The sequence below is a fragment of the Enterobacter sp. DC1 genome, from assembly GCF_000568075.1.
In the GTDB taxonomy this organism is placed as follows: Bacteria; Pseudomonadota; Gammaproteobacteria; order Enterobacterales; family Enterobacteriaceae; genus Enterobacter; species Enterobacter asburiae.
The window spans coordinates 1-19,142 of the sequence record NZ_AZUA01000006.1; the positions used below are offsets into that span (position 1 = coordinate 1).

Consider the following 19,142-nt stretch of genomic DNA (forward strand, 5'->3'; position numbering starts at 1 on the left):
CACGATCAACAACCTGCTTGACGGCTTCAATTCTAAACTCTTCAGGATAACGCTTACTGCTCATATGCACCTCTCTTTAAGTCATCTTAAATGACTCTGAGGTGTCTGTTAAACCTGTGGCGATTCACCATGAGCCTGGCGATCTAACTCTTCCATGTAGTCGTAAACCTTGGCCTGCAGCTCATAGCTATAACTCATTGCCATCAAGCAGGCCTCACGTTTGGGGTACTGGTAGCAGGGAAGCTCACGCCCTGTGCTATCAATATACTGAGCCAAAAATTTGGCTGAGTATCCCTCACCCAAAACCTTCGGCGATTTGGCAAGGATGTGTTTGTGTTGAATCTTCGTATAGCGCTTGCATGGGAAAGTTAATCCTTCTGCTTCGGCTTTCGCTTTACGCTCGGCATTGATGTAATCGACCATTTCTAAGCTACTCATAGTCGGCGTAGAAATGCCGTGCTGACCGATTTTAGGTTGAGCGAAGTCCTCCCCAGTCGGGGCATGAAATTTAGTCATGATGATTTACCTGTCTTTAATTAGCTAATAGCTGTCGTGACATTCAGATCTTAACCAGATGTTAATGCAACGGCACGCAACAAATACACATAGGGGGTTCTTACTCAGGCAACCTCCTTACGCGATTCGTCGATGCGCTGGTTAATCCAGTCATCGATTTCACTTTCGACAAAGGCAATGGAGCGGCAGCCAATTTTGATAGAGGATGGGAATTTACCCTGACTCATAAGGCGGTATAGCCAAGCCTTGGAGTAGCCGGTTCGGCGCTGAACTTCAGACAGACGAATAAGTGTTTTACTAGGTTTTAACATACTCCCTCCAGTTTATGTCAGTTGCCATTAATAGAAGACAGAACACGATGGAGGTATGTAACTAGTTTTGAAAAAATTATGCATTGCATGCAAAGTGATTTTTTTGCATGCAATCATATCACATTGATTTGTATTCCTTTTTACACATAGCGAAAATACCATTGACAGTTCTTTCACTTAATCCAGGTATCTTTTTATCAGCAATGCGTACGGCAAGATCACCTTGCGTCCATTTCCTTGCGCTTGACGAGGTTATCTCATTTAAGGCAGCCCCTAGAGTTGTTAAAACCAATTTCTCAGGTATTTTTGATTCGTCTTCGGAAAGTTTTCGTTCAAATAAAGACATATTAACTGGGGACATACCCAGCTCGCATCCTACTGGTAACCCGCCTGCAGGAAAATAATGTTTTTCATTGAGTTTAAACTTATCAAGAATATTAATTTTTGTTTCCGATGAGCTGTCTGAATTCATGTCACGGATGTATTCATCATCAAATTTTTCTTGTAAGTTATAGAACTCACCATCACTTCCCCTTAAAATTACACCATCTAAGTTAGTAAGCTCCTCCATTTCTCTTTCTCTATTTTGTTGGATTAGCCACATTACATCAATTCTTTCAGCCCCGAGCATAGGAAGTTCGTAAATATTTTCCTTGAGGTAACCTATCCCACCGTACCCCCATTCAACCATTTTTATATTTTCACAATAGTAAGAAAATGTTTTTTGATGTTTAGAAAGGCCGCTACTTGCCTCAGAGGCAAGAAATTCTTCGTAATACTGATAAATGTATTTTCTTTCCTCCTCTAAATATTCATCATCTTTTGAACCATCATTTCCATAACGGAAAAAATTTTCAAATTCAAAAAGTTCTTTTAAACGCATTCCCATTGGAGTTTCTTTCTCATACATTTTCCGAGCAATGTACTTTTTATCAAATGGAAATTTAACTGAAAGTATCAATTCTCCTTCAAGAGCAAGCTCCATCAGATCTAAAGCATTCACTGGCTCATCAAGAGCAATTGACAACCTAATCGCGGCCTCGTTTAAATCGACCCACTTTTTAACCTTTAGTAGTTTACTTTCTATCATTTAACGCCTCCCTACAGGCGAAAAAAATTTATAGCTGATCGAATTCATTTTTTAAAGTAGTGATATAAGTCACATATCCCGATTATCGTCTACTGGAGTAAACATGTCCAGAATGGACTGTGCATTTATACAGTAAATATTCACGCATTCTTTTTTTGAACCACTACGGCAAGTTCATCAAGATAGTCCGCATACCATTGAAGCATTTCACGTCGCCCATCAATGTACTGAGCATGATTATAGGTACCACGTATTGTGTTTCTGTCGGAGTGTGCCAGTTGCGCCTCTATCCAGGCAGAATTGAATCCCTGTTCATGTAACGCAGTGCTCATGGTATGCCTGAAGCCATGGCCAGTAGCTTGACCTGCATAGCCGATACGTTTAATCACCTGGTTAATGCTGGCTTCGCTCATTGGCTTTCCTGCATCATTACGTCCAGGGAAAACATACTTTCCTCTACCAGTTATCTCTTTTAATTCGAGAAGCAGATCCTTAGCTTGTTTGGGTATAGGAACGAGGTGTGGTCGACGCATCTTCATGCGCTCTTTTGGGATTAGCCAGAGATCTTTGCTCAGATCAAACTCGGACCACTCTGCGGCACGAAGTTCAATTGTTCTGACACTGAGGTACATGAGAAGTAATGTCGCGATGCGGGTAATTTTACTACCGCTATATGCGTCGACAGCTTGTCTAAAGGGTCCAAGTTGAGCTGGTGAGAGATGAGGAAAATGTTGCTGTTTGGGGGATTTCAGAGCCCCAGCCAAATCAGTGACTGGGTTGTACTCGGCCCTTCCAGTGATAACTGCATAAGTGAATATCTGGCGGCAAGCCTGTCTCGTTTTCTTGAGCTTATCCAGGACACCGCGTTCTTCCATCTTCTTCAGAACAGAAAGCATGTCCATTGGTTTGATATCGGTAATCGCCTTTCTACCGATATAAGGGAAAATATCTTTTCGCAGATATTCGAGGATGTCATCAGCATAACCGGAAGACCAATTCGGTTTCTTATGCTCATGCCATTCAAGTGCAAGAGACTCAAAACTGTTATTCACAGCGAGGATTCTGGCTTGTTTCTCCGCCTGCTTAACCTCAGACGGATCTTCACCATTAGCGAGTAATCGCTTGGCTTCATTTCGCTTATCTCTTGCCTCAGCGAGGGTTACATCAGGGAAAACACCAATAGACAGGAGCTTTTCCTTTCCAGCCAGGCGGTACTTCAGTCGCCAGTATCTGGACCCATTCGGGTTAACTAGCAGGTACAGGCCACCGCCATCCGCCAGTTTGTAGGGCTTGTCCTGAGGCTTAGCTGTGCTTATCTGGCGTGCCGTTAACTTCATTGGGGGTATCTCTTTCCATTGAACCTGTATATACCCCCGAATGTACCCCCACTTTGGTGTGGATTTCAATACAATTTAGTAGACGTAGGGAGAGCGAGATTAAGCTGAATGGCTTGGTATTACTGGATTAAGTAGACTTTGAGAGACGTTAGTAGAAGTGATAATGGCACGCCCTGTAGGATTCGAACCTACGACCTACGGCTTAGAAGGCCGTTGCTCTATCCAACTGAGCTAAGGGCGCACTGATATGCGTGTACTTCGCGGTGGTGAAACGCGAAGAATTATACGGTCAATGGCAGGTGAGTCAATGCCTTTTCCGCTTTCCACGGCAATTACCACTACCCGATTGTAAATACGGCTATTTTCTCAACATTTCGCCCTGTTTCACCGTAAAATTTGGCGCTGCGAAAAGGCTTAGTTGCATTTAAGTAACGCCTGCTGTTTTCCTGAACGTCAGCTCGTCACACTAGAGTCAGGTATCCCGGCCGCCTGGAGGCTGGCAGACAACAGGACAATGGAGTGACAGCGCAAAACCCGATCGATACGCCCCCCCGGTTACAGTACATTTCTCAGGACATCGTCGGCATTAAGCTTGAGCCCATCGTCGCCCTTTCCTCCTTGCGCCAGGTTGGCGTGGAGGTACTTAGCGTTCTGTCCGACACGCGGCACAGCGAGGACTTTTTTTGCGAACGGTCCGCAGACTGGTCGATAGCACTGCTTGAAGCACAGCTTGCCGCGTTAAAAAATGCGCCGCACGATCATAATCTTTTTATTAATCTGCCGATAACCGTCCTGACAGAGACAGCCTCTTTTCAGCGACTTATCCGGTTAACAGGCGTGCCGCTCAATATTGAGATTGTCGATCTCGCGTCCTTTGTGGCGCTGACCCTCGTCGAGAAGCAGCATGTCGTTCAAAATTTGCGGCAACTTAGCAGACAGGGACACGCAATCTGGCTTGATGACGTGGATGACGTCACAGTGCAGTCGTTTTTATCCTGCCGACTCCCGTTAAGCGGCATCAAAATAGATAAGGAAGCATTCTGGCGTTTACGCGACACCCCTGCGCTGAGGCAACTGGTTTCCCTTTGCTTTCAGCTTGCCGGGAAAGTGCTTATTGAAGGTATTGAGACTGAACGCGATCGTACCTGGGCACTGCAGGCAGGCGCAGACCTCGGCCAGGGATATTACTGGCCGTCCTGGACATGGCCGGAGGATTAAAAAGCCATTTCCAGGAGGGAGACCATGCGAATGACAGTGCGCCGTTACCGGCGGCGGCGTACAGGAAGTGATGCTCTGGGATTTACGCGCTCACCTTTTGCTCCCCCCTTTTTCGACCGGCTCGAATTTTTGAGCCAGTCTATCAGCCAGCCCCGCAAAACCGACGCCCCGTTTATCCTTCTGGTGACGGAGGATCACTACCTGCGCACCGGTTTTCTCAACGGGCAGTTTCCCCTGAGCAGCTGCTGCGACTACGCCACGCTGGACGACGCCCTTATCGCTCAGACGCAGTGGCCCTCTGCCCGTCTGGTCGTGGATATTGAAAGCCGATCCACGGGGCTTCTGGAGAAACTGGATCAGTTGAGACGGCATAGCCTGTTTCCTCCGTTCCTGACGCCCTGGCTGTTGGTCCGGGCCGATAATTACGACCCCCGCCTCTTCTGCAAAGCGGCAGGTCCCTTTCATGTGCTCGAACGCCAGCTGAACGCCGCCGCGCTCCAGCACAGCCTGCAGGATCCCCTCCCTCCGCCGGGTACCGAGAAAGACTGGTTCTCGCGCAACGAATGGCCCATCCTACAGGAGCTTTCCCGGGGCAAGACATTGCGTCAGATTGCCCTGATGCAGAATCGCCCCTATAGCCGCATTATCTATCGTCTCAGCTGCATCCTCCTAAAGCTGGGGCTAAGCCATCGCCAGGAATTGCTCCATCTTCTTAATAACCTCTCAGACTGCACGTTTTCACTCACCTCCTAACCCCTTATTTCCTAAAGCGGTTTAGGAAATTACTTACCACTCGCGTTGCAAAAATGTTAATTTTTAACAATAAACTCGAAATTATAACTATTCCTAATTTATGGGCGTGAACCTTGTGAAATGCCACAGATTGGCGGAACGGCAGCACTTTCCTCCATCCGTTAAGCGAATGCAGAAGGCGTTAACAAGATGATAATGATGTAAAAACAAGCAGCTTAGCGACAACAGCCTGGAGTAAAAAGCGAAGCGGGTAGCATGTTCTCCTGTGCATCAGACGCCGTTGTCCTGGCCAACGTAAGCACTTTCGGATGAAGGTATGACGGCCTGCGAGGGCAATTTTTAACCTCACTTTTGCGGGTTCGTCCCTTTAAAATAGGCGCATTTTTGTTAACAATTGATCAACATAAAGAGATATCTGTTATTTTTTGTTATTACATAAAGATGAAAAAATGTGGTAAATGAGATAACAGGATATTTCCGCTAATTTTAAAAAAATAGCGATTCATATCCAGAAGATAATACAAACCAATACCCTCAAATTAATTTACAGGGTTTTCGGAAAAAACTTACCCTGTATAATAAGATGCGTATCAAATATGAATAAGAAAAACCTTTTTGCCAACACCAGCCTAATGAGATGACCGCGCTGAGGCATAGTTCTTTTCATTACGTAAACAAGGATGCTTTCGCTCTTCCCAGGGAAATACTACGGTACAGGGATCTGCACATTATATCCTTCCGGCATTTCGAGAGTTTTACCAAACTCTGTATAACGCTTTTAACAATCTGAGGCATTAAAAATGAAACCGGCATCCGTTATCATTATGGACGAACATCCTATCGTCAGAATGTCGATAGAAGTCCTGCTACAGAAAAATAAGAATATCACAGTCAAGCTCAAGTCTGGCGATAGCCATGAAGTCCTTGACTGTATCCGCAATCACCCTATCGATCTGGTGATCCTTGACATTGAACTCACGGGCACGGATGCCTTCTCTTTACTAAAGAGAATCAGGAACTTAAACAAAAACATTAAGGTTCTGTTCCTCTCGTCGAAATCAGAGTTGTTTTACGCAGGTCGCGCCATTCGCGCCGGAGCAAATGGCTTCGTCAGTAAACGAAAAGATTTGGGTGAGATCTACAACGCCGTAGAAATGATCCTGATGGGCTATTCCTTTTTCCCGTCGGAGACGTTGAACTTTATAAACCATTTGGGTTCCGGAAAAGGGATGGCAGTAGATATGCCATTATCGAATCGCGAGGTCACGGTATTACGGTATCTGGCGAATGGATTATCCAACAAGGAAATAGCTGAACAGCTACTATTAAGCAACAAGACCATTAGCGCGCACAAATCCAATATTTATTCCAAGCTGGGCGTGCAAAGCATCGTGGAATTAATTGATTACGCTAAAGCCCACGAGCTGCTATAACCTGAATTCACTCCCTGCAGCTTATCTGAGCTGCAGGGAGTGCGGTCAGTGCTAATTATAATTAATCATGAAGGTGGCATCCGCATCAGCCCGTCCGGGCTGAGGGTTATCGGCAGTGGCAATATAATTGGCATAAAACGACAGCGTCGCATTTCCCTGTGCGTCAACCGAGACCGGCTGGCTGGCCTGCTGAAGCGCCAGGCGCGTTTTATCCGCATCCCTGATCTCAACGGCGACATGGCTTGCAGTACTGGCGTCATTCAGCGCCAGCAAGCCGCTATTGCTCCCGTCGGCTTTACCCGAAAACGTAATGGACGCCGCGCCCGGCGGGCAGCCGGTCAGCTTCAGCGTAAACGGCATAGGCTGCGTGCGGCTCCCGGTGGTGCTGAGCTGTTTCGTGGGCCAGGTGCCCAGCGGGACGGCCTTGTCGCTGTCGCTGCCCTCGGCAACGCAGGTAAAATCGACGATATTGCCGTAGAGCCGAATGTTAATCTCGCCCAACGCGGTGTCCGCCTGAGCCCGGGTGCAAAGCGCAAAGAGCGCTACGGTGATAAAACGGATCCCGTTTCGCATATCGGCTCCTTAGTCGTAATCCACGCGCAAATACCCGCGCGAGGTGAAGCGCCCTTCCGCTGGCTTATTGCCCGTCACGCTGACCGGCCAGACCCGGATCCCCACCTGCGCCTGCGCGCTGTCGTCGAGACGGAACGGAATTTTGCTTGTCAGGTTGTTGGGCGTCAGCGGCGCCCCGCTCTCGTTGGCGATGATGAACCCCACATCCGGGTTATCCGACACCAGCACATTATCAGAGACTTTTTCCGCCTCGACGCGCATCGTCAGCATGGCGTTTGCCTCCACGTTGGTGCATTTGATGGCGATGGTTTTGCTTTGCGATGAGACGCCCTCCGGCTTGTTACCCACGCCCGCCTTGCTGAACAAGGAGGCGCCAATGTCGCCGAAATCAAACTCCACCACGTTACCGGCATTGATGGCGCAGCTTTGCGGCACCTGAATGGTTCCGCTGTAGCTAATGGTATAGACCGGCGTGGTTAACGGATCGGAAGAGGTAGTGGTGACGTAAACGCGGAACATGGTGGCACGCGGGATCACCACCATGTTGATAAAACGCCGGGTCACCTTAAGACGAAAGACCAGGCTGGAGTCCTGAACGCCAAACGGTTTGTTTTTGGATACGTTAGGATGGCTCCCCATCTGGATATAGCTTTTTGGCGGATAAAATACGCCAGCAAAGCTGTCCGTAATTTTCATCGCCCCGTCCAGATAGTCGTTAAGCTTCAGATACTGGTAGCCATCGCTCGTTCCCGTTACCGGATAATCGGTCACATAGCTGCGCTTGGTGGTATTCCCGGTCGTGCCCTTCGGGCAGACGGCATTCACCCCTACCCACTGCGATTTCTCGCTGAGCGTCACGACCTGCCCAATCTGGTTATTCGAGCTATTGAATTTATCCGTCAGGTCGTAATGCACTTCCGTCGGCACGCCATTTTCATTGACGCACACGGTCGCTAATGCATTTGTCGCAGGCAGTAACGCCAGAAGCGACAAGGCAAAGAGTTGAGTTTTAATCACAGCCGATCCCCTTAAGTGTGATTGCCTGTTGCAGGCTCTGTTCAGACAAGCTGTAAGGTGCGCGACACTGGGACTGCGCCCCGTCGCCCCACTGGATCAGCAGTTCGCCTTCCAGCGGCAGCCCACTCAGGTAAATTTGCCCGTCATCCCCCACCATGCTGGTGACGCCGCTTCGGGTTTCGCGAACCACCGCGCCGAACGGCACCGGCTGGTTTCCGCGCGTTACCGTCAGCAGGGCGCGCACGCCAATGCGGGTATCAAAGCTGGCGCGTACCAGCGCGCCTTTGGTCGGCACCACGCTGCTCACGTTGTTTTCGATATCGGTGTTGTTGCTCATGGTGTTGGTATCCAGCGCCACGCGGTTGTAGCGGTAGACGGTGGCATACGGCATCACCGCGTAGCCTCGCCAGTCGGTTTTCACCCCTGTCTGGTTTTCAATACTGACGCCCGATGCGCCCGGCGCTTTGATCAGCACGTTGGTGTCGCCCAGCGGCTGGCTGAAGGTCACGCCGTCGGCGTGGCCGACCACCCCGCCGGAGAGCTGCCAGTTGAGATCGTGCTGATCGCGGGAATAGTTGTATCCCACCCCCAGCGTGCCGTAGGTCGCCTGCCAGTTGGCGCTGGCGCTTCCGCTTGAGCCGTTGGTGCTGGCGTGTCCCTGGGTCACGCTGTAGTTCAGGTTGCGGTCCTCCAGCAGCGTTCCGCTGACGCCGGTTTGCCAGCTTGTGTCGCCATCGCTGTTTCGACTGGCGGATGCCGTAGCGTAGGCGCGGTCAATCGCGCTGTCCCGGCGATAGCCCTGACGGGTAAAGAGGCTGAACGGCACGGAGACGTTAAACGACGCGATCCGATCGGTACCGTCTATCCCCACGGATTTGTTCCACGACCACGAGACGGAGTAGTTGATCCCCTTCACGCCTCCCGCGTAGCCCAGCTGGTACCAGAGGTTCGTCTCGTCCGTTCCCCAGTAGGTCTGCTCGCTACCGGAGATATAGACCGAGCCGTAGTCCCCCAGCGACTGAGAAACGTTGAGCTGGAAGCGGCCTTTTTTATTCCACGTCAGGTTGTGATAGCTCTGCACGTCCGGCACATCGTTATCGTTCTGGCTATCGGCATACTGATAGCCTTCCATTGAGCGCCAAGCGACATCGTCGAGGGTGTAAAACCCTTTTGTGGAATAGCGATAGCCCAGCAGCTGGAAGTTGGTGCCGAAGCCGTTAAGAGATTTCGCATAGAGGAAGCGCAGAGACTGCCCTTCATGCTTGCTGTCGTCCGCGAGCTGGCTGCGGGCGTGGGTGATATCGAGCGAGACCGCGCCCCAGTCGCCCAGGTTTTTCCCGGCCCCGACGGCCACCGCGGTATAGCGTGACGCCAGCTGTGTCCCGCCGTAGAGCGTGTAACCGTTGGCAAGGCCGGTAACCAGGGTGCCCTGGGTGAAGAACGGCGTATCCTGATCGCTGTTCCCGCTGCGGTAATCCCCCGCGACGAGGTCGTACTTCCAGCGACCTTCACGCTGCAGGAGCGGCACGGTGGAGTACGGCACGGTATAGCGCTGCTGGGTGCCGTCTTTCTCTTCGACCGTGACTTCCAGGTCACCGCTTGAGGAGGTCGGGTTAAGATCGGTAATGGCAAATGCGCCCGGCTGGACGTAGCTTTGATAGATAACGTAGCCGTTCTGGCGAACCACCACTTTGGCGGGCGTACGGGCGATCCCGCGCACGGTCGGCGCGTAGCCCTGCAGGCTGTCCGGGTACATGCTGTCAGACGAGAAGAGACGCCCGCCGCGAAAACCCATGCTGTCGAAAACGTCATTCCCGGTATTGCTGTCGCCCAGCACCAGTTCGCTTTTAAGCGGGATGACGGTGCGCTGCGCCCAGGTGCCAATATTCTGCCACTCGCTGTGCCGCTGCCCGTTATTCTGCGTGTACCGCCATGCGCCGTTGTTACGTAAACGCCAGGCGCCATAGTTCAACCCGCTCTGCAGGTTGAGGTAATAGCTGTCGTCTTCGCTTCCCCGGTTACCGGTGAAGCTGTAGTTCACCAGCGCGGCGGGGATGCCTTCATCCCACTGTTCAGGCGGAATGTAGCCCCGGGCGCTGTTTTGCAACGCCACCTGCGGCAGGCTGACGTCCAGACGCTGTGAGGCAAAGTTGAATGCCGTTTCGCTGCCGGGTATAGCCGTGGTCAACGGAACGCAGGTGTCGCCCTGCACTTTAGCCAGCTCGGGAAACGCCGCGACGTTGACGCCAAAGCGATCGAGCATCGCGCGCGTAATGCAGGCCGACAAACCGCCCGCCACCGGCGGCGTGTTCTCGGCCTGCTCGAAACGCACGTCCTGGGTACCGATAAACTCATCGTTACGCCAGATATCCACGCGATAAACGCCGGGTGCCTGCTGGTGTCCTTGTTCAAAACGCGACAAATCCGCCACGCTGGCGGCGTCGTCGGACAAGAAGGCCGGGTTGAAATAACTTTCGCTCCAGCCAGCCTGCGGCCAGAGCGCAGCCATCAGCGCCAGTGCAACCGGGCAGTAACGTCTCTGGTGGTTTTTCATCGCCCTGACTCTGCTCACAGGTTGACGCTACGCGCCGGGGTGATGGCACCGTAGTCATTCACGCTCTGCCAGGAAAGCGTGCCGCCGGCACCGGCTGGCAGCACCTGCTGAGCCGAGCTTTTCGGCGCAACCATCAGGTTATCCAGCTGCTGCCCGCCCAGCTTTAGATTGACGAGGGTGATGTAATACGGAGAAGCGTTGCTGACTTTGAGATGGCTGCCCGCGCGCTCAAACCGCAGCTGGGAAAGCGCCTCTTCCGGCTGCATCGCCAGGTTGTTCGGGCGCACAAACAGCTTGATGCGTGAGAGGATCGCCAGCTGCAGCACGTTATTGTTTTCCGTTTTCGCTTTGTTCACCGACGGGATCGCCTTCACGTTCATGTAAAAGAGCGATTCACGATCGGCTGGCAGCGCTGGCCCGGCGTAAATAATACGCAGCGTGTTTTCACTGTTAGGCTCGCTGACAAACAGGGGCGGAGTGACGGCAAAGGTTTTTTCTTTTTGCCCGCTCGCATTTTCGATCCACGCGTTAATTAAATAGCGTTCCTGTTTGTTGCTGTTGGTGATCGCCAGCGACGTTTGCTTCGCCTCTGCGGGATAAATAACGCGCGTGGCCCCCAGCGCAATACCGCCGGAAGCATTTGCGCAGGCAGAAACCATCATCAAAATAAACGATAAAAAAAGTCCTGGTTTAATTAGGGTATTCATCACAACCGTACCTTTAATAATGTGTTCGCAGGTGTTATGGATAAATCAACGTAAACCAGACATCCGACTGAATTTTGCCTGGCTCGAGGTGTTCGGAAATAGCCCGATAGCGGGCGCTAAAATGGAACGCGAGCTCGCGGGTATCGATCGGCAGCCAGCTGACGGCCGTGGCGTTTGGGATAATCTGACGCTGCTGTTCGTCAAAGAGCGCCAGCCCCACGCCGCTGCTGACGGGCGTTTCACCCGGCCGCGATGTCGCCAGAAAGACCTGCGGATCTTCTGCGGGCGTCACGCCCTGAAACTGGATCCCCACGGTGCGCGAAACATCAACGCTGCAGTCCAGCAGCCGCACGGTAAAAGGCACGTTAACCGTGGAAAAACTGCCCACACCGGAAAATGAATTGGTTCGGTACTGCCCCATGTCGATGCGCATATTCTGGCTGTCGGGCGCCACGGCGCAGCCGCCGTTCACCAGTTCGCCCCGGAGATGAACCTTGCCACCTTCGATCACCACGGTATGCGCCGATGCCGGACAAGCCATCGCAAGGGTTAACAGCAGTAGTGTTCCAGTCCTTGTCATCCTTCGTTCCTGGCATTTGCGTATGACGGGCCTCGTCCGTGAGGCCTGAACATCCCTGTGCGGAGGAATTACTCGTATTTCATTACGAAGGTGGCGTCAGCGTTCGCCTGGCCCGGCTCGGTGGTGGCAGCCGTTGATTTATAACGCGCGGTGAACTTCAGGGTGTTGGTCCCTTCGATCAGCGTCTGCGCAGCAGAGAAGGTCGCGCCGTCTGGGGTCAGAACGCTGGATTTGCTGTCGAGGATCTCGATACCCACGCCTTTCGCGGTGTTGTCGTTGTTACCGGAGGTCACGGCCAGCAGGGTTTTGTCAGTTGGGTCGATCTGACCGGTGAACGCAACAGCTGCAGTTTTGGCAACCAGCGGATCGCAATCATTCAGTTCAATGTTGAATGGAATATTGGAGGTGGTGTCGCCCACTTTGGTAAATTTCGCGGTGCGATACTGACCCAGATTAACGGTCTGCTCGGAAGAATCAGTATTTACTGAACAAGCCGCATTAACCAGCTCACCTTTAAAATGTACGGTACCGCCATTTACGGAAACCGGCGCAGCAGGATCTGCTGCATTTGCGGCACCCGCAACCAGGGCCAAAGTTGCAATAACAGTAGAAGCAATGTTGCTGAGTTTCATGTCTATTCCTTTAAAATGTAAATAACCCTTCCCGCGAATAATCGGGAATAAGAAATACGTTCAATTGATTAATTGAAAGCTTATTTCGGAGGAGACAAAGTAGCTCAGGACGCATTTTTTAAATATGTCAAAACGCTGCCATTTCGCCAGGTCACATCCTAATACCGCCTAAGAAATTGACCATCCACTAAGAAGGGTTTTTGCGTCTCACTGATAAAAACGCGTAAAGGGTGACTGACAGCGACGCTCGCTTCTGACAAAATACACGCATCCCCCCTTTCAAACGTTACAGACGGAATCTTCTCTCTGATGGCAGCAAAGATTATTGACGGTAAAACGATTGCGCAGCAGGTGCGCTCTGAGGTCGCGGAAAAAGTGAAGGCGCGTAAAGCTGCCGGAAAACGCGCCCCCGGGCTGGCCGTTGTGCTGGTTGGCAGCAACCCGGCATCGCAAATTTATGTCGGCAGCAAGCGCAAAGCGTGTGAAGAGGTGGGCTTCGTCTCCCGCTCTTACGATTTGCCGGAAACCACCAGCGAAGCAGAGCTGCTGGAACTTATTGACACCCTGAATGCCGATAAAGAGATCGACGGTATTCTGGTTCAGCTGCCGCTGCCGGCGGGTATCGACAACGTGAAGGTGCTGGAGCGTATCGCACCGGATAAAGACGTGGACGGTTTCCATCCGTACAACGTTGGCCGCCTGTGCCAGCGCGCGCCGCGTCTGCGCCCGTGCACGCCGCGCGGCATTGTGACGCTGCTGGAGCGCTATAACATCGACACCTACGGTCTGAACGCCGTGGTTATCGGCGCGTCCAACATCGTGGGCCGCCCGATGAGCATGGAGCTGCTGCTGGCCGGCTGCACCACCACCGTTACCCACCGCTTCACCAAAAACCTGCGTCACCACGTCGAGAACGCCGATCTGCTGATCGTCGCGGTCGGCAAGCCGGGCTTTATTCCGGGCGAGTGGATCAAAGAGGGCGCGATTGTCGTGGACGTCGGGATTAACCGTCTGGAAAACGGCAAAGTGGTCGGCGACGTGGTGTACGAAGATGCCGCCGCGCGCGCGTCTTACATTACCCCCGTACCGGGCGGCGTAGGCCCGATGACCGTAGCAACGCTGATTCAAAATACACTGCAGGCGTGCGAAGAATATCACGACGTAGAGGACGCGTAAGATGGCGACTTTTTCATTAGGTAAACACCCGCACGTTGAGCTGTGCGATCTGCTGAAGCTGGAAGGCTGGAGCGAAAGCGGCGCGCAGGCGAAAATCGTTATCGCCGACGGGCTGGTAAAAGTCGACGGCGTGGTAGAAACGCGCAAGCGCTGCAAGATTGTCGCGGGTCAGACCGTGAGCTTTGAAGGACAGAGCGTAACCGTTACGGCCTGAGCCGTCTGATGCCCGGTGGCGCTGCGCTTACCGGGCCTACGTACTGTCTCCGTTTGTAGGCCGGTAAGGCGAAGCCGCCACCCGGCAATTTCTCTCAGCATCCCCTCACACCCATCGCGGTTATTTATCGATCAACTTCAAATAATCACTATTTCATCTGTTGAAACGTGAAAATTCAGTTGCGCGTTTTTCACTCTTTGCCCACGATAAGTAGAACGTTCTACTAAAACGTTCTACTTACAATAACAGCGCCAAAAAAGCGCTACTCGGGGGAAATCAGCATGAGTCTGATATCAGGGTTTGTTAAATCGCTGTCTAAGTTATCGATGATTGGTCGCGCCTTAATGCTGCCAATTTCACTGCTTCCCGCTGCGGGCCTGCTGTTGGCCTTCGGCGATAAGTTCCATCTGCCGCTGATGATGAACGCGGGCGGGGTTATTTTTGATAACCTGCCGATGCTGTTTGCCATTGGCTCCGCCGTGGGTCTGGCGTCAGAATCCGGCATCGCGGCGCTGTCTGCGGCGGTGTCGGTGTTTGTCACGAATATCACCATCAGCACCGTGCTGAGCATCACGCCGGAAATGGCCTCCCAGGGCGGGAAATACGCCATGGTGGTCGGCATCCCGACGCTGCAGATGGGTGTCTTCGGCGGCCTGATCTGCGGTATTCTCGCGGCCTGGTGCTATAACCGCTTCCACACCATGCAGCTGCCGGAGTTCCTGGGCTTCTTCTCCGGCAAGCGCTTCGTGGCCATTGCAACGGCGTTTCTGTCGTTCCTGATGGGGCTGCTGCTGCCGTACGTGTGGCAGCATATCCAGGCCGGTATCGACGCGCTCTCCGTGGTGGTGAACGGCGATAATCAGGCGGCGTCGACCTTTATCTTCGGTCTGGTAGAACGCGCGCTGATCCCGCTCGGCCTGCACCACATCTGGTATCCGTCCTTCTGGTATTCATTCGGGGATTACACCACCCAGGCAGGACAGGTGATCCACGGCGACCAGACCATCTGGTTCAAGATGCTGGAAGAAGGTGTGAAGTCCTTCAGCAGCGACACCTACCAGAACGCCGGTAAGTTCATGCAGGGTGAATTCCCGCTGATGCTGTTCGCGCTGCCCGCAGCGTGCCTGGCGATGTATCACGAAGCCCATACGAAGAATAAGAAAATCGCGGCCGGTATTCTGTTCTCTGCGGCGCTGACCTGCTTCCTGACGGGGATCACCGAACCGGTTGAGTTTACCTTTATCTTCGTGGCGCCAATCCTGTACGTCTTTAACGCCATCATGGCAGGCCTGGCCTACATGACCATGTATCTGCTGCATGCGCATATCGCCAAGTCGTTCTCCGCGGGCTTTATCGACTATCTGTCATTCGGGATCCTGCCGTCCTTCAACGGCTACAAGACCAACTTCCTGAATGCGATTATCATCGGTATTCCAATGGGCCTGATTTATTACTTCACGTTCCGCTTTGTGATCCGTCGTTTCGACGTGAAAACGCCGGGCCGCACTGAAGTGACCGCCAACGCGGATGATAAGTCTGATTCAGAACTCGCGACCGAGATCATCACCCTGCTGGGCGGGGCGCACAACATCGACTCCGTCGGCGCCTGTATCACCCGTCTGCGTCTGGAAGTGGCAAAAAGCGAGGTGGTCGATAAGGACGGCCTGAACGGACTCGGCGCGCGCGGCGTGGTCTTCGTCGGCGACAACGGTATTCAGGTGATTTTCGGTGCCAGAGCACAGTTTATCGCCCAGACCATGTCCACCATGATCGGCAAATAATAAGATGCCTGAGCGACACGTCTCCTGTACGCTGGGAGACGTGTTTTATCTGGCTGATAATCGGCAAATTTCAGGGAGCGGTTTTGAAGAAAGTCAGCATTATTGATGTCGCAAAGCGCGCGGGCGTTTCGGTCTCAACCGTCTCGCTGGTTTTGCGCCAGAAAGGGAAAATCTCAGAGGCAACGATCGAGAAGGTCAACGCTGCCATCAATACGCTGGGCTATGTTCATAACGTTGCCGCTGCCAACCTCCGCGCCAATACGTCCAATCTGATTGGCCTGATCCTCCGTGACTTTAGCGACAGTTTCTCCATCAAGGTGATGGCGAGCATTGTCCAGGATCTTGAAAAACAGGGGTATATGGTTTTTCTCGGCCAGCCCCAGAACGACCATGACCATCTTGAGCGCTGCCTGCTGTCGTTTAAGCAGCAGGGCGTCGCCGGGGTTATCTATCTGGCCTCGGATACCCGTACCCCCACCCTGCCGGAGCAGATTCGACGCTGCCCGCTGCCGCTGGTGGTAGTCTCTCAGTCGCTGCTAGATGAAAAATGCAATCTGGTGATGCGCGATAACCGTCAGGCGGCAAATCTGGCGGTGCGTTATCTTATCGAGCGCGGCCATCGCAATATCGCCTACATTGGCGGACGTGAAGGCTGCCTTATCCGCGAGCAGCGCCTGCTCGGTTTTCGCAGCGCGATGACGCAGAACGGGCTGGTCTGGCGCGATGAATACTCTCCGGCCTGCAGCGATGACACGCTGGCGGCGGGTTTCGCCACCCGCCAGCTGCTGGAAAAAAACAACACCATCACCGCCCTGCTCTGCCACTCTCCGGATGCCATGATCGGCTCCATCTCCGGTATTCATCAGGTTGGACGAACGGTGGGTAAAGATGTGTTTCTGACACAGCAGGTCGCGCTGGTCGGTTTCGAAGATATGCTCCACGTTAACCTCACCTCTCCGTCATTTACCTACGTGTCGTCCGCCAGCGAAGAGACCGGGCGTCAGGCTGCCGGGCTGATTATCCGCACGCTCAAGGAGCCGACGCTGCAAACCCAGCGCATTACGCTTTCCGGGCAGCTTATCGCACGCGAGTCGGCGTAAAAATAAGAATTTGACGCGGGTCTGCTGGCGCGGGATTGCTGCTATATTTCCATGATTTGCCATGGATAATCGCAATGCCTACCGTTATTACGCACGCCGCTGTTCCGCTTTGTCTGGGCTTAGGCCTCGGAACCAAAGTGATTCCTCCCCGCCTGCTGTTTGCCGGGATTGTCCTCGCCATGCTGCCGGATGCCGACGTGCTGGCGTTCAAGTTCGGCGTCGCGTACGGCAATGTTTTCGGCCATCGCGGCTTTACCCACTCCCTGCTGTTCGCCTTTGTGGTGCCGATACTCTGCGTGCTGCTTGGCCGACGATGGTTCCGGGCCAGCCTGACGCGCTGCTGGCTGTTTTTAACCGTGTCATTGCTGTCGCACAGCCTGCTGGATTCGATTACCACGGGTGGGAAAGGCGTCGGCTGGCTGTGGCCGTGGTCATATGAACGATTCTTTGCGCCGTGGCAGGTCATTAAGGTCGCGCCGTTTGCGCTGTCGCGCTATACCACGCCGTACGGGCATCAGGTGATCGTTTCAGAACTGCTGTGGGTGTGGCTGCCGGGAGTCGTGCTGATGGGGTTGCTGTGGTGGAAACGGAGGTAAAAGCAAAACGGCAACTCAAGTTGCCGTTTTTAGTGTTTGCACCCTCTCCCTGTGGGAGAGGGCTGGGGTGAGGGCATCAGCGCGCACCAGACCTACTTGCGGCGCCAGGTCGTTCCCTGCGGGCCATCTTCCAGAATGATGCCCATCTCGGTCAGACGGTTGCGCGCCGCATCTGCCGCCGCCCAGTCTTTTGCCTGACGCGCTTCCAGACGCGCTTTGATCAACGCTTCAATTTCCGCCACTTCACCGTCGTCCGCCTGCGCACCGCTCTGCAGGAACGCGTCCGGATCCTGCTCCAGCAGGCCGAGCACGGAGGAGAGCTTACGCAGATGGGATGCCAGCGCATTCGCCGCGGCCATATCTTCTGACTTCAGGCGGTTCACTTCGCGCGCCATGTCGAACAGCACGGAGTACGCTTCCGGGGTGTTGAAGTCGTCGTTCATCACCTCAACAAAGCGTGCTTCGAACGCTTCGCCGCCTGCAGCAGGAACAGACCTGTCGGTTCCGCGCAGCGCGGTGTACAGACGCTCCAGCGCCGAGCGCGCCTGTTTCAGGTTCTCTTCGCTGTAGTTCAGCTGGCTGCGATAGTGGCCGGACATCAGGAAGTAGCGCACGGTTTCCGCGTCGTAATATTTCAGCACGTCGCGCACGGTGAAGAAGTTACCCAGCGATTTAGACATCTTCTCGCGGTCAACCATTACCATGCCCGAGTGCATCCAATAGTTAACGTACTCGCCGCCGTGGGCGCAGGTGGACTGCGCGATTTCGTTTTCGTGGTGCGGGAACATCAGGTCCGAACCGCCGCCGTGAATGTCGAAGTGCTTGCCCAGCTGTTTGCAGTTCATCGCGGAACACTCAATGTGCCAGCCCGGGCGGCCTTCGCCCCACGGGGATGGCCAGCTTGGTTCGCCCTCTTTGGACATTTTCCACAGCACGAAGTCCATCGGGTTACGCTTCACGTCAACCACGTCAACGCGCGCGCCGGCCTGGAGCTGGTCCAGATCCTGACGGGAAAGCGAACCGTAGGTTGGGTCCGTCGGCACCGAGAACATCACGTCACCGTTGTCCGCAACGTACGCGTGGCCGCGTGCGATCAGCTTTTCGGTGATCTCGATGATTTCGTGAATATGGTGGGTCGCGCGCGGCTCGCTGTCCGGGCGCTGAATATTCAGGGCGTCGAAATCTTTGTGCATCTCGACGATCATGCGATCGACCAGCGCAACGAAGCTTTCGCCGTTTTCATTAGCACGCTTGATGATTTTGTCGTCGATGTCGGTGATATTACGCACGTATTTCAGGGTGTAGCCCAGAAAACGCAGGTAGCGTGACACCACGTCAAAAGCGACAAAGGTACGGCCATGGCCAATGTGACAGAGATCGTAAACCGTAATACCACACACGTACATGCCGACTTCCCCGGCATGGATAGGTTTAAATTCCTCTTTCTGGCGCGTCATTGTATTAAAGATTTTTAACATCGAAGATTCCATGTAAACACGTGTGTGGTTGAAAACCGGCTATTCTACCCGTAATTCAAACCCGAAGCAGCACACA

The 19,142-nt window shown here is 53.2% G+C and carries 18 protein-coding genes, 1 tRNA gene and 1 pseudogene; 8 read left to right on the top strand and 12 right to left on the bottom strand.

The genetic code is table 11. The features are described from left to right. Positions 1-132 precede the first annotated feature (132 nt). The 5 genes and pseudogenes from P346_RS05980 to P346_RS05960 all read right to left on the bottom strand — a co-directional run. Positions 133-438 (bottom strand): annotated as a pseudogene (locus P346_RS05980) (Rha family transcriptional regulator); the annotation flags it as partial. Between the two features lie 182 nt (positions 439-620). Continuing rightward, a complete protein-coding gene (locus P346_RS05975; protein ID WP_032661414.1) occupies positions 621-827 on the bottom strand; it encodes a helix-turn-helix transcriptional regulator in 207 nt (68 codons plus the stop codon). Between the two features lie 118 nt (positions 828-945). Beyond that, positions 946-1,917, bottom strand: coding sequence for a hypothetical protein (locus P346_RS05970; RefSeq protein ID WP_032661417.1), 972 nt, complete (start codon positions 1,915-1,917; stop codon positions 946-948). A 140-nt stretch (positions 1,918-2,057) separates the two neighbouring features. Continuing rightward, positions 2,058-3,254, bottom strand: coding sequence for a tyrosine-type recombinase/integrase (locus P346_RS05965; RefSeq protein ID WP_032661419.1), 1,197 nt, complete (start codon positions 3,252-3,254; stop codon positions 2,058-2,060). Positions 3,255-3,418: 164 nt separating this feature from the next. Then, a tRNA-Arg gene (locus P346_RS05960) sits at positions 3,419-3,495 on the bottom strand. Positions 3,496-3,773: 278 nt separating this feature from the next. Here P346_RS05960 and P346_RS05955 point away from each other — a divergent pair. The 3 genes from P346_RS05955 to fimZ all read left to right on the top strand — a co-directional run bounded on the left by P346_RS05955 (position 3,774) and on the right by fimZ (position 6,658). After that, entirely contained in the window at positions 3,774-4,472 is a 699-nt protein-coding gene (locus P346_RS05955; RefSeq protein ID WP_032661422.1) for an EAL domain-containing protein, read from the top strand. Positions 4,473-4,496: 24 nt separating this feature from the next. Continuing rightward, on the top strand, positions 4,497-5,225 hold the full coding sequence (locus P346_RS05950) for a helix-turn-helix transcriptional regulator (protein ID WP_032661424.1): 729 nt from the start codon (positions 4,497-4,499) through the stop codon (positions 5,223-5,225). An 800-nt stretch (positions 5,226-6,025) separates the two neighbouring features. Then, a complete protein-coding gene (gene fimZ, locus P346_RS05945; protein ID WP_032661427.1) occupies positions 6,026-6,658 on the top strand; it encodes a fimbria biosynthesis transcriptional regulator FimZ in 633 nt (210 codons plus the stop codon). 51 nt (positions 6,659-6,709) lie between these two features. Here the strand turns inward: fimZ and sfmF are convergent, their stop codons facing one another. The 6 genes from sfmF to fimA form a co-directional block, all read right to left on the bottom strand. Further along, positions 6,710-7,231, bottom strand: coding sequence for a fimbria assembly protein (sfmF, locus tag P346_RS23605; protein WP_032661428.1), 522 nt, complete (start codon positions 7,229-7,231; stop codon positions 6,710-6,712). Positions 7,232-7,240: 9 nt separating this feature from the next. Next, positions 7,241-8,248 carry a type 1 fimbria D-mannose specific adhesin FimH gene (fimH, locus tag P346_RS05935; RefSeq protein WP_032661430.1) on the bottom strand — a complete coding sequence of 336 codons (1,008 nt, stop codon included), beginning with the start codon at positions 8,246-8,248 and terminating at the stop codon, positions 7,241-7,243. Next, on the bottom strand, positions 8,241-10,802 hold the full coding sequence (locus tag P346_RS05930) for a fimbrial biogenesis usher protein (RefSeq protein ID WP_032661432.1): 2,562 nt from the start codon (positions 10,800-10,802) through the stop codon (positions 8,241-8,243). Before P346_RS05930 ends, fimH begins: the two co-directional genes overlap by 8 nt. A 14-nt stretch (positions 10,803-10,816) precedes the next feature. Next, complete coding sequence (gene fimC, locus P346_RS05925) at positions 10,817-11,509, bottom strand: type 1 fimbria chaperone FimC (protein WP_032661434.1); 693 nt, start codon at positions 11,507-11,509, stop codon at positions 10,817-10,819. 34 nt (positions 11,510-11,543) lie between these two features. Beyond that, entirely contained in the window at positions 11,544-12,089 is a 546-nt protein-coding gene (gene fimI, locus P346_RS05920; RefSeq protein ID WP_023310642.1) for a type 1 fimbrial protein subunit FimI, read from the bottom strand. Positions 12,090-12,157: 68 nt separating this feature from the next. Then, a complete protein-coding gene (gene fimA, locus P346_RS05915) occupies positions 12,158-12,721 on the bottom strand; it encodes a type 1 fimbrial major subunit FimA (RefSeq protein ID WP_023310641.1) in 564 nt (187 codons plus the stop codon). A gap of 309 nt (positions 12,722-13,030) precedes the next feature. Between fimA and folD the strand changes: the two genes are divergently transcribed. The 5 genes from folD (at position 13,031) to P346_RS05890 (ending at position 17,588) form a co-directional block, all read left to right on the top strand. Further along, on the top strand, positions 13,031-13,897 hold the full coding sequence (folD, locus tag P346_RS05910) for a bifunctional methylenetetrahydrofolate dehydrogenase/methenyltetrahydrofolate cyclohydrolase FolD (RefSeq protein ID WP_008499332.1): 867 nt from the start codon (positions 13,031-13,033) through the stop codon (positions 13,895-13,897). A 1-nt stretch (position 13,898) separates the two neighbouring features. Beyond that, positions 13,899-14,111, top strand: a complete 213-nt coding sequence (gene ybcJ / locus P346_RS05905) for a ribosome-associated protein YbcJ (protein WP_023334767.1) — start codon at positions 13,899-13,901, stop codon at positions 14,109-14,111. 281 nt (positions 14,112-14,392) lie between these two features. Further along, the gene (locus P346_RS05900) at positions 14,393-15,892 is read left to right on the top strand and encodes a PTS transporter subunit EIIC (RefSeq protein WP_029741054.1); all 1,500 of its coding nucleotides are present in this window, start codon (positions 14,393-14,395) and stop codon (positions 15,890-15,892) included. 83 nt (positions 15,893-15,975) lie between these two features. Continuing rightward, positions 15,976-16,992: a Mal regulon transcriptional regulator MalI gene (malI, locus tag P346_RS05895; protein WP_032661437.1), complete on the top strand. Its 1,017-nt coding sequence runs from the start codon at positions 15,976-15,978 to the stop codon at positions 16,990-16,992. Between the two features lie 74 nt (positions 16,993-17,066). After that, positions 17,067-17,588 carry a metal-dependent hydrolase gene (locus P346_RS05890; RefSeq protein WP_032661440.1) on the top strand — a complete coding sequence of 174 codons (522 nt, stop codon included), beginning with the start codon at positions 17,067-17,069 and terminating at the stop codon, positions 17,586-17,588. Positions 17,589-17,680: 92 nt separating this feature from the next. Here the strand turns inward: P346_RS05890 and cysS are convergent, their stop codons facing one another. Beyond that, positions 17,681-19,066 (bottom strand): cysteine--tRNA ligase, encoded by a 1,386-nt coding sequence (cysS, locus tag P346_RS05885; RefSeq protein ID WP_029741052.1) that lies wholly within the window; start codon positions 19,064-19,066, stop codon positions 17,681-17,683. Positions 19,067-19,142: the final 76 nt, after the last annotated feature.